Origin of the sequence: Aquibacillus sediminis (assembly GCF_005870085.1) — a bacterium.
GTDB lineage: Bacteria > Bacillota > Bacilli > Bacillales > Amphibacillaceae > Aquibacillus_E > Aquibacillus_E sediminis.
In genome coordinates this window covers 114,714-129,258 of sequence record NZ_SZNM01000009.1, presented here as the reverse complement: position 1 = coordinate 129,258, position 14,545 = coordinate 114,714, and the positions used below count along the sequence as shown (strand labels likewise).

Genomic DNA, 14,545 nt, shown 5'->3' with positions numbered 1-14,545 from the left:
GCTTCTCCTATACCTACTTTTCGTTGTTTCATGCCATTCACCCTTACAATTTTGGTAATTTATTACTTTAGATTTTACCATTTATTATAAGGTTTTATCAATTAATTGTTAACTGTTTCAACCTCCTATTATGCTTAGTTTATCACCATATGGATTGTGGTGCCAAATCGGGGTCCCTTGGGAATACAATTGTCCACGATAGAAGACAGTTTATAAGTGCTATTATGTTTTCATAGTGCCATGTGTCCACCAACAAAAAATGCAGAACAAGAAGAATTAACGATGATTAATGAATGGGACTAAATTTGTTATATAGAAAGTTAGAGAAATGTGATATCGTCAGAGTACAGAGCGAAAAATTACGAGGATAAATCGTGATAGCTATGTGCGAGCTAAAGGTGGAGCAATTAGGGGGAAGTAGCAGGAAATGATCCCTTCTTTTGTCGCTCCTATGACAGGGAGGTAAATAGAATGTCAAGAAGTTCTTTTAAAGAGTTTTGTAAACACCATATTGAAGGACTAGAGAAGCAACTATCAAACATGTATACAATTGATAAACCAAAAGATTACTTAAATGAAAATGCTGGGGATAGAATCAATGTACGAACAGAACTAGAGAAATTAAAAGCAACAGAAGATATTTATTCAGTTGTTGAAACCCAAGGTATTGCAGAAGGTGAAGTATATAATAAATACAGTGAGTGGTTAACGGGTGTTAGGGATGCGATCAACATTCTAGAAAAAGAGAAAGAGGTAATCGATCGCGATTTTGCTGCAGATATTACCAATGCAAAACTTCTTATGGATAAATTTGAAGATTATATAAATAATGCTTGAAAAGAAAAAGAAGTAACCCCTCCGCTCTCGACCAAGAATGTAGGGTAGTTACTTCTTTTCACTTAAAATAATGGTTAGCTGCTAGCTTGCGGCATGTAGTTGCTTTTTTCAATATCACAACCCATCCCCCAGGTCCGTTTATGCCGCATTATAATTTGTGTTATGTTGTTTTATATTTCTGTGCTTTATGATTTGGACGACATACCATAACACGACGACTGCAGTTAGTAAAAGACCGATTGTCATAGAGAACTGGTAATCAAGGTTTAACCCTTCTGGTGCATAAAAGATATAAGTACATACAGCTGCTGTCATGAATATCGCAGGTACGCCGCAAATCCAATGAAACTTGTGATTTTTCAATAAGTACATGGCCCCTGTCCATAACATGACGGTTGCTACCACCTGGTTTGTCCACCCTACGTATCTCCACAAGAATGTATAATCAATCGTTGCTAGGAAAAATGCTGGAACCGAAACAGGGATGGATACTAATAAAACTTTCACCTTACTTTCAATATGAAAGAACTTGGATAGCACTTCCGTTAAAATCATTCTAGACGAACGAAGCGCTGTATCCCCAGTCGTAATCGGTAAAATAATAACGCCTAGTACAGCAAGAATTCCTCCAAATGTACCAAGTAATGACGTAGAAATTTCATTTACCACACCAGATGGTCCACCAGCAGCTAGTGCTTCTTGCAAACCTACCGTACCATTAAAAAATGTCATTCCCGCTGCTGCCCAAATCAAGGCAATAATCCCCTCTGTGATCATGGCACCATAAAAAATTTTACGTCCTTCTGATTCCTTCTTCACGGTACAAGCAATGATAGGACTTTGTGTACAATGGAAACCAGATATTGCACCACAGGAGATTGTCACCATCAGCAGTGGCCAAATTGGTAAATCACCAGGATGGAGGTTCTGTAAGGTAAGGTTTGGTATTGGTTTACCCGAGAAAAGCAATGCAACAGCTACAGCACCTGCCATAATTAATAAGATAGCCCCAAGAAATGGGTAGATACGACCAATAATCCGGTTAACCGGTAAAATAATTGCTAAAGCAAAATAAGAAAAAATAATAACCAATGCCACAATAAAACTTACTGGCGTAATTTGTGAAATTAGTTGGGCTGGCCCAGCAGTAAATGCTGCAGCAACTAAAATCATTAATACAAGCGAAACCCCATTAATAATGGTTTTTACATGCTTTCCCAAATAGCGGCCAACCAATGCTGGGAATTGTGCTCCACCATGTCTTAAAGACATCATGCCTGAAAAATAATCATGAACTGCTCCTGCAAAAATACAACCTACAACGATCCATATAAAAGCGACTGGCCCATATAGCGCACCTGCAACCGCACCATAGATTGGTCCAAGACCAGCTATATTTAGTAGTTGAATTAAATTACCCTTCCACCAGCTCATTGGAACATAGTCCAAGCCATCTGATTGACTATAAGCCGGCGTAGGTGTTGCATCATCAATCCCAAAAACCCGCTCTACGAATTTAGAATAAAAAATATAACCGCCGATAAGTAAAATAAGTGCTCCGAAGAATGTGATCATACCGACTACCTCCTGCTGAAAATCTAGTAAAGTATAATAATAGTAACACTAATTTTCAAAAAGTAAATACAATTTTCTGAATAAAATATATATTCAGTTTACTGAAGCGATTACATTATTTTATATGATAGAAGGGCTGTTCATAACGAAAAAAATATACCATTGGAATGGTGCATGTCACCGTTCGTCACCTATAGTAGAAATATATATACCAATCTATCAGTTGATAGACGTCTTTAATGGTACGCGGCTTCTGGATACGGATTGGTTCTTCTTTAAGACGACCTAAAAAACTTTCTATTGGCGCGTGATCCTAGCAGTTTGGCACGAGAAGATAAAATGTTGAGAAAATTGCGGGAATATGTCGAATTGCGTTGAAATAGGTCGTTAGTTGCTGTATTATATTGTATATTGAGAGACTAAAGTTTGGTTATGCAGCTATAATAAAACTGAATATGAATTGAAAAGGCAAACCATTTGAAAGAATGGGACGCAAAGTCATGGGTCTAAGGTAAGAAGCTTTTCTTGCTATGATTGCCAGATTGCCAAAATTAGTATATAACATAATGATCTAATTGGCTGTTCTCGATATTGAGGATAGTTTTTTTTTGCCATTACGAGAGTGAATTTAACGGACGATAACACCCCAATAGGTTCACAGTAGGGAGAGCAAAAACCCCACTGAATGAAGTTTCACTTTATTTAAATGGTTTTGAACATTCAATTGGATGATCATGTATCGAGACTAAGGGAACTAATCAATTTGATATCGCACCATGTTGTTATTTTTCATAAAAACATCGCGATTTCAGTGAGATGGTAATGGCGCATTGATGGCAATGTAGACTTACTAGAAGCATGTGATAGCACCAAAAGTGAAAGCAGGCTATGAAAAAGTACGGAAGATCTCATCAAAATTAAGAGCAAAAGGGAGTTTTATAAGTTGGTTCAATTAAAAAAAGTCATGTCATTTAAAAATTGGAAGTTACGAACAAAGCTGCTTGTTTCGTTTCTATTAGTTCTTTTTATACCAAGTATAGCCATCGGTCTAAGTTCCTTTCAAAAAGCGCAATCGGTCCTAGGTGATGAAATACTTAATTCTGCATCGAATAACATAGATGTAATTGATAAAGAAATCAATGAAACATTTTCCCCCAAAATAAATGATATAGACTATCTTACGAATGAGGTGAAAACTTCAGCAGGTGAAGATGAAATCCTTAGACAATTTTCGCAATATTTGGACCTTCATCCAGAAGTATCTGCTTTATATATAGGTATGAATACTGGGGAAATGATAACAGAACCTCAATTAGATTTACCATCTGATTTTGATCCAAAGGATAGAAGTTGGTATCAAGAGGCCCAGTCTAACCAGGGAGAAGCTGTGATTACTGAACCTTATGAGGATGCATCATCTCAAGAAATGATGGTAACAGTAGCTAAAACGATGAATGATGGTTCTGGGGTAATCGGAATTGATATAAGTGTGGAAAACATAACCGAATATGCAAATGGTATAAAAATTGGGGAAGAAGGTTATGTCATCCTATTAGATGCTCAAAATCAATATTTGGTGCACCCAACGGAAGAAATAGGGGTGAAACCTACGGAAGAATGGACGGAAACAGTGTTTAATCAACAAGAGGGTGACTTTTCTTACTTACTTGATGGAGACCAAAAGGAAATGGTCTTTTCATCCAATGAGCTGACAGGGTGGAAAGTTTTAGGGACCATGTACACGAGTGAATTAGAAGAAGCGGCTTCTGGAATTTTGGTTACAACGATGATTGTTATCTCGGTATCTTTACTGCTAGGAATTGCCCTTATTATAGTGATTATCCGATCTATCACAAAACCGATTAATGAGTTGGCTTCAGGTGCTAAAAGAATTAGTGAGGGAGATTTGACTGGAGAAATTTCAGTTGAAAAAACGAATGATGAGATTGGACAACTTGCTTTAAGTATGAATGACATGCAGAGCAGTTTGAAGCAGGTTATACAAAGTGTTTCTACAGCTTCTGAAAACGTAACAAGTCAGAGTGAGGAGTTAACACAATCCGCCAATGAAGTGAAAGAAGGCGCCGTTCAGATATCGACGACGATGCAAGAAATGGCATCAGGCTCTGAAACGCAGGCGAACAATGCAAGTGATCTTTCTTCTGTAATGGATTCCTTTACTGCAAAAATGCAAGAAGCAAATGCAAATGGAGAAGATATTTATCAATCTTCCACTGATGTACTCGGCATGACGACAGAAGGTGCGCAGCTAATGGAAAAATCCGTTCAGCAAATGTCCAAGATTGATGAAATTGTACAAGATGCCGTGCAAAAGGTAAAAGGATTAGATACACAATCACAAGAGATTTCTAAGTTAGTATCTGTCATCCAAGATATCGCCGACCAAACCAATCTGTTAGCACTAAACGCTGCGATTGAAGCGGCACGTGCAGGCGAACATGGAAAAGGGTTTGCGGTTGTAGCTGATGAAGTACGTAAATTGGCAGAACAAGTAGGAGATTCTGTAACGGATATTACAGGAATTGTGTCTAATATCCAAAAGGAATCTAATGTGGTAACAGAATCCTTACAAGGTGGTTATGAAGAAGTAGAAAAAGGGACAGAGCAAATCAAAACAACTGGAGAGACGTTCACAAACATAGAGAGTGCTATAAAAGATGTCGTAAGTAAAATCGAAACAGTGACAAATAACTTAGCTAACATGTCATCAAGCAGTCAAGAAATGAACGCATCTGTGGAAGAAATTGCGTCTGTCTCAGAAGAATCAGCTGCAGGTGTGGAACAAACTTCAGCATCGGCACAACAAGCAACAAGCTCCGTTGAAGAAGTGGCAGAAAGTTCAAATGAATTAGCTAAACTGGCAGAAGAATTAAATGGATTGATTCGTCAATTTAAATTGTAAACACCATAAATAGGGGTCAGACCCCCTAAAAATACAACTGTCCACGTATGGGGGACGGTTTATGAACATGTTTTTCCCTAGTATCATGCGTCCGCCAACAAAAGGTTTATAGAAAAAATGAAAAGTAGAGTCAATCATTCAGATAAATGATCGACTCTACTTTGTATTATAATAGATTCTTATGTTCGTTCTTGCTAAAAATTAATTTTAGCAAATACTTGGCCATCTCCCCAAAGAAGGGAGGTGGTTTAAATGACGATATATAAGACAAAGCCCATTCATCTTCAACTGGAAACGATCGATCACCGACCATCCTACAGGCCACATAATGAAGCATGTCCATTCCATTATTCCACCTATTTTAACCATAAATACCACTTTTTGGCATTGTGTACGAAAGTAGCTATGGTTGCGAGTTACTTTAGTAGCGGTAGTTAAGCTCATCATCTTGTCTATGAAGGTAGCCCGCCTTGCAACTGATCATGTTAGATTTGCTTATATATTAATAGGGTGCTAAGCTTAATATAGGAAGTATTATAAGGAGGGAGTTAAATGAGTTTATTTTTAAGAGAAAAACTTGAACTCTCCGCTATTGATGAATTGAATTTCACCGAAAGAAAGAAACAGGTCCAAGAGACTAGACATAAAATTAGAATGCCTAAGGATAACTATTTAAAAGTAACGGCTGATAAAAATAGTAATGTTTATGAAAGATATCAAGTTGCTAAGGTTCATAAAAAAAATGAGGACAATTCAGCAAGTGCTAGAATACTACGCTCTAAGCAGCTTTGATTTAAATGAGAGGTATAACGTTGTCTCCATAGAGGATTTTTGCGGTGGTTTTAATAAAGATAATTGGGAAGAATTAAAACGATTTAAGTGTGGAAATGAATCAAGGGAAAGATTTATCGCGCAGAGTGCTTTTTATTATTCCATCGAGTTTGAGGGTAATACAAGCTTAGTTTTGAATAAAGACAATAAGGTTATTGCTTATTTTACTTTAGTTCAAATGGAGATAAGATTTCCACATAGCACTTTTCCCTGTATGGAAATAGCACGGATTGCAACGCACTCATCAAATCAGAGACAAGGTATAGGATCATATTTAATTAGCAAAATTAAAAAAATCGCAATTCAAACGAATAGGCGATTTCTTACATTAGATGCAATAAAGTCAAGGTATGAATGGTATAATAAACATAATTTTTTACCGATAAAAGAAGAAGAGGTTTATGACACTGAAACAAAAATGGTTTACATGTATCATGATCTCTATGACGAGGATATTGTCGAAACTTTTTTAGATACCGGGGGTCATACCCCTTAAAAATACAAGTGTCCACGTATGAAAGACATCTTATGAATTCTATCATGTTTACTTAAGTTTTATAGATTAAAATGCAAAGAGAGTCAATCATTCAGCTGAAATGATCGACTCTCCTTTAGTATTTTGTTCTTGCTACAGATTTGGTAGCTATTTAGAGTGGAGGGGCGATTGGCCACTTCCTATGTGACTGCGCATGGTGACATGTGGAGCAATAATTTTTGCTAATGTTATTCTTTGTTTAAGTCTTTCCATAAGATTCCCTCCCTTTTGACATTTTCCATTAATTCCTTGCCTACATGATTTAAATTAACTATCTCGACTTTATATGGAATGGTGGACTCTTCCACCGTGTCTATTAAATCAGTCCATTTCATGGGTGAGAGTTCGAATTCTGGTTCTATAGCAATATCAATATCCGAACTATTTTTCTCCTCTTGTCTTGCCCAAGAACCAAAGAGATATACTCTTACCTTCTCGTGAATAAGTTCATTCAAAAGAATATCACGAAGCTGCTTTAGTATTTCTTCACGCATGTTAAGCTCTCTCCCTTTTTATTATATTAAATAACTTATTCGTTTTGATTAAAAGTATAAGTTAAATGGTGCTGTTACGGCCATTAAAACAGGATTAATCAGTCGACAGATAGTGACTATTTTCATTTTGTGTAGTAAAATAGTAATGCGATTTTAGTCCTTTTTAATTAATTGAAAACGGCAAACTTATCGAAAGGTAAGGACGCAAAGCTACGGGCCTAATGTGTTCACTATGGTAGCCGGGTTGCCAACCATTATGTTGATCGTATTTTCGTACTTGTGGCAACCCAAGCATTTAGGGTTGCTTTTTGTTTTGGCTAAAAGGAGGAAAAGGAATGGGATCGTGCAAATTGGTTTTTTTATAGGTAGTTGAGAAGGGGGAGAATCAGGTGGCAAAACCAACTAGAAAACAAAGGCAGAAAGATGTTTATACAGTTGTTGCTGGACCTATTTTGTTACTAGGGCTTTGGATCATGTTTCAATTTAATTTTACGAATTTATATTACATAATTGGATTAGTGTTTTTCGCGGTTATAATGGGAAGTATTTGTGCTTCTTTTGTTCCAGATATGAGAAAAAAAGAGAACAAACACAAAAATATGTACACTGGTTTAACGAAGGCCAAAACGAAGAATGCCAGCTATAATAAGGCGGTAAAAGATAACAGTTCAAATCTATTAAGGACAGAAAAAGAGATCTTGAAATTACCATTAGAGAAACTTTCTTGGAGGGAATTCGAGGAACTATGCTACCTTTACTATAAAGCCAAGGGGTATAAACCAAGAAGAACATCTGAAGGTGCTGATGGTGGAGTAGATTTAATCATCTTTGATCGTAATCATAATACTGAAGTTGCCATTCAAATTAAACATTATAAAAAAGGGAAACAAATCGACGTTAAACTAATACGAGAGCTTGATTCAGCTAAGAAAAATCATGGCTGTATCTTAGCTGAAATGATTACTAGCTCTAGTTTTACCAATCCAGCTCTTGTTGAGGCAGACCGTAGAAATATTAAATGTCGAAGCAATGAATGGGTGCATTCAAAATTACTACCGTGGCGGAAACAACAGATGAAGAAAAAGGGATTGGCGTAAAAGTACTGGTGGAAGCATGGGGGTAGTTCTCCTGCTTCCTTTTTCACGAGTGGTGCCTGTCACCGCCTGGATTTAGTAGACATAAAAAGATTAAGGGGCGAGGGTCTAACTAAGCGCTAATTTTGTTTGAATTGTGTTGATACTAGTGATTTTATGGTTGTAGAAATCCATATACCAATCTATCATTTGATAGTTTCCAGGTGAGAGGAAAGGAAATAATATGAGAGAGTATGCGTACAAGTGAAAGAAACAAAGGAAGAAAGCAACAAAAAGTAACCCACTGTTAGCATATTTATACTGCAAATCAGTGGGTTGCCTTTACTTTAGATAAATAAAACACATTGGGGTAAGGAAAAATTAAAAATGTAACAGAAACTTACATATTACTTGATGAGATGAACATTATGTAATTTGGTTATAAATTATTTCACTATCTCATTAGATATTTCCTATTGTACTCCTGTAAATCCCCATCGGAATACTCTTATCATTAATTATTTTCTTCACATTAACAATAGCCTTTCTTGATAAACTTGTCCCATAATATATCCTATTTTTTCGCCTTCTTGTTTACTTGTTTTTGCTTCATAAGCAATTTTGAAACCATTGGCTAATTTCCATCGGAGAAAAATTCGAAGCTATTTATACAACGCTAATGACTTAGCTTAACTAAATGTTAAATTTAAAGAGCATATACACAACATTATGTCCGAATATTTAATAAACTCAAAATAGTATAATAGTTGCCAGGAACATAAAAAAGGAGGAAAAAAATGAATAATAAACCTAAATTTGGACCAAGCCACCATTCGACAGCGCCTAGATACACTGGAATACGAACTTATATGAAACTCCCTAATGTACAGGAAACAGAAGATGTTGATATTGCGGTTGTAGGCCTACCATTTGATACAGCAGCAAGTTATCGATCCGGAACTCGTTTTGGACCTTCAGGAATACGTGAAATTTCTATGCTATTAAGACCATCCAATGCCTTTCATAAAATTAATCCATTTGATTACTGTTCAGTCATCGATTATGGAGACCTTCCATTAATACCTGGACATATCCATGATACTTATGAGGTGATTAGAGAGAATTATCGTCATCTCGCTGAAAATAATGTGATACCTATTGGTCTTGGGGGTGACCATTCTATAACCCTAGGTGAGCTAAGAGGCCTATCAGAAGTTTATGGTCCATTAAGTTTAATCCATTTTGATGCACACGGTGATACATGGGACAACTACTGGGGAAAGAAATATACACATGGAACCCCTTTTAGGAGAGCGTTGGAAGAAGACATTTTAGATCCACATTCTTCGATCCAAATAGGGTTAAGAGGCACCGTTTATGATCCATCTGACGTTGATGAAGCAAAAAATATGGGTTTTGATGTTATCACGACGGACGAATTACGTAAATTAACACCAACCTCCTTGAGTGAACGGGTGAAAAATAGAGTGAATAATAAACCTGTCTTTTTAACATTTGATATTGACTTCTTTGATCCTGCATATGTGCCAGGTACAGGTACACCAGAACCTGGCGGGTTAACAAGTATAGAAGGGCTAGATTTTGTAAGACACTTATCAAAAGATCTCAATTTTGTAGGGTTTGATTTAGTAGAAGTTTTACCAGCACTCGATCATGCTGAGGTTACAGCTCAGTTGGGAGCAAGTATTGTCTACGAATTTATTTCCTTACTCGCATTACAAAAGAGGTCTAAATAAGAAAAACGTACGTAATCCCTTTCACAGAACCCTTAACTCTACTCTCAAAGGGAAACTATATATATAACACTAGGGAGATTTGTTATATGGATCACAAACTGATGAGTATCTTTTTTCGTAAAAGTCACTTGAGAATGCGACAACTAATAACAAGTTTTAGGTCAGTACTACGAAACAAAAATCAGCAGTATGATTATCTACAAATGCTCGAATACTTTCCCTTTGTGGGTAGGTGACCCATATTCAAAATATCTATGTAATATATTTTGTATTGTCAAATGTAGATTTTTAAATTATTCTTCTATATTTTGCTTTGTTAATAGGTGCTGATGTGGATAGTTTAAGAAAATAAATGACCGAAGTCAATATATGTTATGATTTTTTTCTTTCGTCGCTAGCAACGAAAAATAGAATGCTAAGGGTGAATAGGTTGACATAAGTCAAATATTAGCCTACTTGCTCACTAAACAATAGCTGCATATATAACTTGTCAACGTCACTTGTTTATTTTTCTGAATATTTAAAAAACAAAAGGAGTGCTGCCCATGCTATTGAAAGAGGAAACGGGAAAAACGTTAAGTTTGAAAGAAGAATTAGGTGAACAAAAGTATTATAGTAATTTACTAAAATCCTTCTTCTGTTTAATTCTGGGAGGTTTGGTATTCTTTGTTCCTTTTCAAACTGGTGAGGAAGGGACAAATATTTTGTTTGGTTTAATTGTTAACTTTTTTGTAGATGGTTTAGGAGAGATCTTGTTTTGGAGTGTCACGGGAATTATAGTATTGAATGCATTAGGTTTTCTGTATAGTAAATATTTCATAACAGAAGACAACTGGCTAAAGAAAATGTATAAATCCGACTCACTTGTGCTAGGATCCATTTACGTTTTAGCATCGGTATATGCAATCATGTTTGCATTTCAGGTCGGTCCTGAAATGGTTAGAGGTGATAACACTGGAGGGGTTATTATTAGTTCTATTGCTCTTCCTGTTAGTTTGATAGTCGCCTTAGGTGGAATGTTTGTTGCTTTCTTTATTGCATTTGGCGGACTACAGTTTGTGGGCACTTTACTAGAACCTGTTATGCGCCCGATATTTAAGATACCTGGATTTGCTGCACTCGATACAGTTGCCTCTTTTTTTGGGGCATCATCGGTGGGAGCTTATGTAACGAGTAAATTATATAAAGAGAATATTTATACGAAGAGAGAAGCAGCGACCATTGCTACATGCTTTTGTGTGGTTAGTATTGGGTTTGCGGCTTTAGTAGCAAATACGGTTGGGTTATTACCGATGTTTACAACGGTTTTTTTCGTAGCCTTCCTTGTTGTGCTAATTACGGCATTCATTATGGTTAGAATCCCTCCACTTTCCCGAAAACCAGATGTCTATTTTAATGGGCGTGTTCAAACAGATGAAGATAGAAAGGTAAATGTTAAATATAATGGACAGTTATTTAGAAATGCTATTAACCGTGCGGTAAGTAAAGCCAATGATGCAGAATCTATTATGAAAGAATTGGCAAAAGGTTTTATGGAAGGCGCCCGATTAACTCCCAAGATTTTATGTTTAATTACAGCTGTTGGTTTAACAGGTTTGATTATCGTGGAATATACACCAATCTTTACTTGGCTTGGTATGCCGATGGTCCCTTTTTTATCCTTATTTGGTATACCTGATGCACAAGTAATTGCGGCTTCAACATTAGTTGGGATAACGGAAATGTATTTACCAGTTTTACTTATAGCGGAAGCTGGTGTAAGTATTCAAGCTGGTTTTTTCATAGCAGTATTAAGCTTAGTTCAAATTATTTTCTTTGCGGAGACAGCAGTAATTATTTTAGCAACAGGTGTACCAATTTCTGCAAAAGAGCTAATCATTGTTTTTTTCGAAAGAACAATTATCGGCATTCCGATTATTGCAGTATTCATGCATTTATTGTTTTAGGTAATACCGCGCTTAATAAAATTTGAAAGAATATTATCTATTGAGAGATCGTCCCGAAAGGAAAGTCCACCTTTAGGAGACGATCTTCTACATTCATCTATCTTTGTTAACACTACTGTTCATTAGGGACGATACATAAACTCGGGGTATCAGTACCGGGTACCCAAAAAAAACGATTGTCCATAATAGGTGGCCAACGATATGGTGGAAGGAGTTGACGAATAGACTGGTAGCTCTCTATTTTTGTTTGTTAGAGATTTCTTGAAAAAATTGTATGTTTTAACGGTATATTTGTAGAACATGGCGAAAATATGTTAATAGAAATATAGTCACTATAATGCTTATTACCTCCCCTCTACAGAACTTTTACTTTCCAATGAACCGTTACAATAAAATAGTCTCGGGAGGGTAGTTAATTAGTGTCTGTCACAACCCGGATTTTGTCGAAGGAATAACGTTGAGAGAAGTCGGCAGATCCTGTAGAAACAGTAGTTGTTGAAGAAGAGAGAAGGAGAGCTTGATCATTTACTTGGAATGACAAGCTCTCCTTCTCTTGTTTTCCCTGATTGAAGGGGGGGCACACCCTTTTTTGTCCGCAATAAATAGAACCTTAATAAGAAGTGATGGATACTCTATTTGAATCTTTTAAGACGGTTAGATTTACATGATTATCCTCTTCTGTGATGTGTACGAAAGTTATAATTTTTTCAGCTAATTCTAATTGTATTAATGGGGTGAGTTCCCATTACATTTCAGAACAAGAAGAATTATTAAAGCGAAAGAATTAAAAGTTGAAACTAGTTGATTATTGTTCTGTATCTGGGACCCACTAAAAGAACTTTTTCTAAGGTGGTGGACACGTATGTTTGATGACCACTTAGGAAGGGTCCCTGTGGTCACTCCAGCTAGATTGATTATCAAAAGATTTATAGAAAAGCATGAAAAGGAGAGTCAATCAACGACATGATTGGCTCATTTTTTATTTCAAAAACACTATGTGAAGTTTTCTTACACAATGGTAGATGGTATTTGAAATATATTTTACAATCACTTTATAATAATCAGAATTTTTTAACTAGTTGAATTGAAGAACATCTTAAAAATTAGGATAGGGGTTGTAGTGATGAGGGAGTTTGATACGTTTATTTCAGCACGTGACCTTGCTAATGCTATACAACAACGCAAAATTTCGGTTCGAGAAATAATGGAAAAATATTTAGAACAAATTGCAGCGATTAACCCTAGTGTAAACGCGATTGTTTCATTAGATAGTGATCGAGCATTAATGGAAGCTGATTATGCAGATGAGAAGATTGCTGCTGGAGTGAACATGGGACCCCTTTATGGACTTCCTATTGCGATTAAAGACATGCATAACGCAAAAGGTTTTCTAACAACCAGTGGATCTTTAGCCTTACAAGATAATATAGCAACAGAAGACGATTTGATTGTGCAACGTTTGAAAAAAGCTGGAGCGATTGTAATTGGGAAAACGAATGTTCCAGAATTTGGAGCAGGGGCCCATACTTTTAATGAAGTGTTTGGTGCAACAAAGAATCCTTATAACCTCGACCATACTGCGGGTGGAAGTAGTGGTGGTGCAGCAGTAGCGGTTGCATGTGGCATGCTTCCATTTGCGGATGGTAGTGATATGGGTGGTTCCTGTCGATTCCCTGCTGCTTTTAATAATGTAGTAGGAATGAGAACTTCACCAGGTCGGATTCCTACATATCCTAAGCCGGCACTTTTTTCTACACTTTCTGTTCAAGGACCAATAGCAAGAAGTGTGGAAGATGCGGCGTATATGATGTCAGTGATTGCAGGCCCTGATGACCGGTCACCAATATCACTTCAAGACCCTGGAGAAATTTTTCTTGAACCACTTGAAAAAGATCTAACAGGCTTACGAGTCGCTTGGACTGCAGACTTTGGAGGAAAAATCCCTGTAGATCCCGCAATAAAAGCGAATATGGAAGAACAAATCCAAATTTTTACTGATTTGGGATGTGATATCGTGGAGGATTATCCAGATTTAACGCACGCGAATGAAGTGTTCGATACGTTGCGGGCTTGGGAAATGGAAATGTCATACGGTACATTATTTGATCAGTTTAAAGAAGTAATGAAACCTAGTTTTGCATGGAATGTAAAAAAGGGTCGTGATTTGCTTGGTATCGATATTGGGAAAGCAGAAAGACTACGGAATCAGTTATATCATAGAACACGAACATTTTTCGATAAGTATGATGCATTTTTATTACCAGTAAGTCAACTTCCACCATTTGATGTTCATTTAGAATATCCGAAACAAATTAATGGTGTACAAATGGAAACATATATTGATTGGATGCGCTCCTGTTATTATATTTCTGTTCTTGGTAATCCAGCTTTATCCGTACCAAGCGGATTTACTTCAGACGGACTTCCAATGGGATTACAAATTGTGGGACCACATCGAGCAGATTTTGAAGTTTTACAAATTGGTTATCAATATGAACAAGCCACTGGTTATGGAAAAAGACGTCCTGAAATAGCTACGTATAATGATGTTTCGACTAATTGATAGATACAAAT

Annotated in this window: 11 protein-coding genes and 2 riboswitches; of the genes, 9 read left to right on the top strand and 2 right to left on the bottom strand. The window is 36.5% G+C overall.

What is annotated here, in order from left to right:
* Positions 1-471: 471 nt before the first annotated feature.
* Positions 472-837 carry a hypothetical protein gene (locus FCI53_RS10990; protein ID WP_138418776.1) on the top strand — a complete coding sequence of 122 codons (366 nt, stop codon included), beginning with the start codon at positions 472-474 and terminating at the stop codon, positions 835-837.
* A 138-nt stretch (positions 838-975) separates the two neighbouring features.
* Here the strand turns inward: FCI53_RS10990 and FCI53_RS10985 are convergent, their stop codons facing one another.
* Positions 976-2,412, bottom strand: a complete 1,437-nt coding sequence (locus tag FCI53_RS10985) for a carbon starvation CstA family protein (protein WP_138418774.1) — start codon at positions 2,410-2,412, stop codon at positions 976-978.
* Positions 2,413-2,869: 457 nt separating this feature from the next.
* Positions 2,870-2,962, top strand: a riboswitch (cyclic di-GMP riboswitch).
* A 393-nt stretch (positions 2,963-3,355) separates the two neighbouring features.
* On the opposite strand from FCI53_RS10985, the gene FCI53_RS21885 reads away from it, so the two are divergent.
* From FCI53_RS21885 to FCI53_RS10970, 4 genes are all read left to right on the top strand, one after another.
* The gene (locus FCI53_RS21885; protein WP_246050082.1) at positions 3,356-5,335 is read left to right on the top strand and encodes a methyl-accepting chemotaxis protein; all 1,980 of its coding nucleotides are present in this window, start codon (positions 3,356-3,358) and stop codon (positions 5,333-5,335) included.
* A gap of 252 nt (positions 5,336-5,587) precedes the next feature.
* Entirely contained in the window at positions 5,588-5,773 is a 186-nt protein-coding gene (locus FCI53_RS10975) for a hypothetical protein (protein WP_138418772.1), read from the top strand.
* A 114-nt stretch (positions 5,774-5,887) separates the two neighbouring features.
* A complete protein-coding gene (locus FCI53_RS21450) occupies positions 5,888-6,127 on the top strand; it encodes a hypothetical protein (protein ID WP_171038146.1) in 240 nt (79 codons plus the stop codon).
* Positions 6,078-6,662: a GNAT family N-acetyltransferase gene (locus tag FCI53_RS10970; RefSeq protein ID WP_171038145.1), complete on the top strand. Its 585-nt coding sequence runs from the start codon at positions 6,078-6,080 to the stop codon at positions 6,660-6,662. Before FCI53_RS21450 ends, FCI53_RS10970 begins: the two co-directional genes overlap by 50 nt.
* A gap of 227 nt (positions 6,663-6,889) precedes the next feature.
* Here the strand turns inward: FCI53_RS10970 and FCI53_RS10965 are convergent, their stop codons facing one another.
* A complete protein-coding gene (locus FCI53_RS10965; RefSeq protein ID WP_138418768.1) occupies positions 6,890-7,195 on the bottom strand; it encodes a nucleotidyltransferase family protein in 306 nt (101 codons plus the stop codon).
* A 169-nt stretch (positions 7,196-7,364) separates the two neighbouring features.
* Positions 7,365-7,447: riboswitch (cyclic di-GMP riboswitch) on the top strand.
* Positions 7,448-7,584: 137 nt separating this feature from the next.
* On the opposite strand from FCI53_RS10965, the gene FCI53_RS10960 reads away from it, so the two are divergent.
* The 4 genes from FCI53_RS10960 to FCI53_RS10945 all read left to right on the top strand — a co-directional run bounded on the left by FCI53_RS10960 (position 7,585) and on the right by FCI53_RS10945 (position 14,534).
* On the top strand, positions 7,585-8,292 hold the full coding sequence (locus tag FCI53_RS10960) for a restriction endonuclease (RefSeq protein ID WP_138418765.1): 708 nt from the start codon (positions 7,585-7,587) through the stop codon (positions 8,290-8,292).
* Positions 8,293-9,065: 773 nt separating this feature from the next.
* Entirely contained in the window at positions 9,066-10,025 is a 960-nt protein-coding gene (speB, locus tag FCI53_RS10955; RefSeq protein WP_138418763.1) for an agmatinase, read from the top strand.
* A gap of 545 nt (positions 10,026-10,570) precedes the next feature.
* On the top strand, positions 10,571-11,971 hold the full coding sequence (locus tag FCI53_RS10950; protein ID WP_138418761.1) for a YjiH family protein: 1,401 nt from the start codon (positions 10,571-10,573) through the stop codon (positions 11,969-11,971).
* Positions 11,972-13,094: 1,123 nt separating this feature from the next.
* The gene (locus tag FCI53_RS10945) at positions 13,095-14,534 is read left to right on the top strand and encodes an amidase (protein ID WP_138418759.1); all 1,440 of its coding nucleotides are present in this window, start codon (positions 13,095-13,097) and stop codon (positions 14,532-14,534) included.
* Positions 14,535-14,545 lie beyond the last annotated feature (11 nt).

Excerpts from the sequence above, each read along its gene's own strand:
- FCI53_RS10965 (WP_138418768.1), bottom strand. The coding sequence starts at position 7,195 with ATGCGTGAAGAAATACTAAAGCAGCTTCGTGATATTCTTTTGAATGAA.
- FCI53_RS10970 (WP_171038145.1), top strand. The coding sequence starts at position 6,078 with ATGAGGACAATTCAGCAAGTGCTAGAATACTACGCTCTAAGCAGCTTT.
- FCI53_RS21450 (WP_171038146.1), top strand. The coding sequence starts at position 5,888 with ATGAGTTTATTTTTAAGAGAAAAACTTGAACTCTCCGCTATTGATGAA.
- FCI53_RS10945 (WP_138418759.1), top strand. The coding sequence starts at position 13,095 with ATGAGGGAGTTTGATACGTTTATTTCAGCACGTGACCTTGCTAATGCT.
- FCI53_RS10950 (WP_138418761.1), top strand. The coding sequence starts at position 10,571 with ATGCTATTGAAAGAGGAAACGGGAAAAACGTTAAGTTTGAAAGAAGAA.
- FCI53_RS10985 (WP_138418774.1), bottom strand. The coding sequence starts at position 2,412 with ATGATCACATTCTTCGGAGCACTTATTTTACTTATCGGCGGTTATATT.
- FCI53_RS10975 (WP_138418772.1), top strand. The coding sequence starts at position 5,588 with ATGACGATATATAAGACAAAGCCCATTCATCTTCAACTGGAAACGATC.
- speB (WP_138418763.1), top strand. The coding sequence starts at position 9,066 with ATGAATAATAAACCTAAATTTGGACCAAGCCACCATTCGACAGCGCCT.
- FCI53_RS10990 (WP_138418776.1), top strand. The coding sequence starts at position 472 with ATGTCAAGAAGTTCTTTTAAAGAGTTTTGTAAACACCATATTGAAGGA.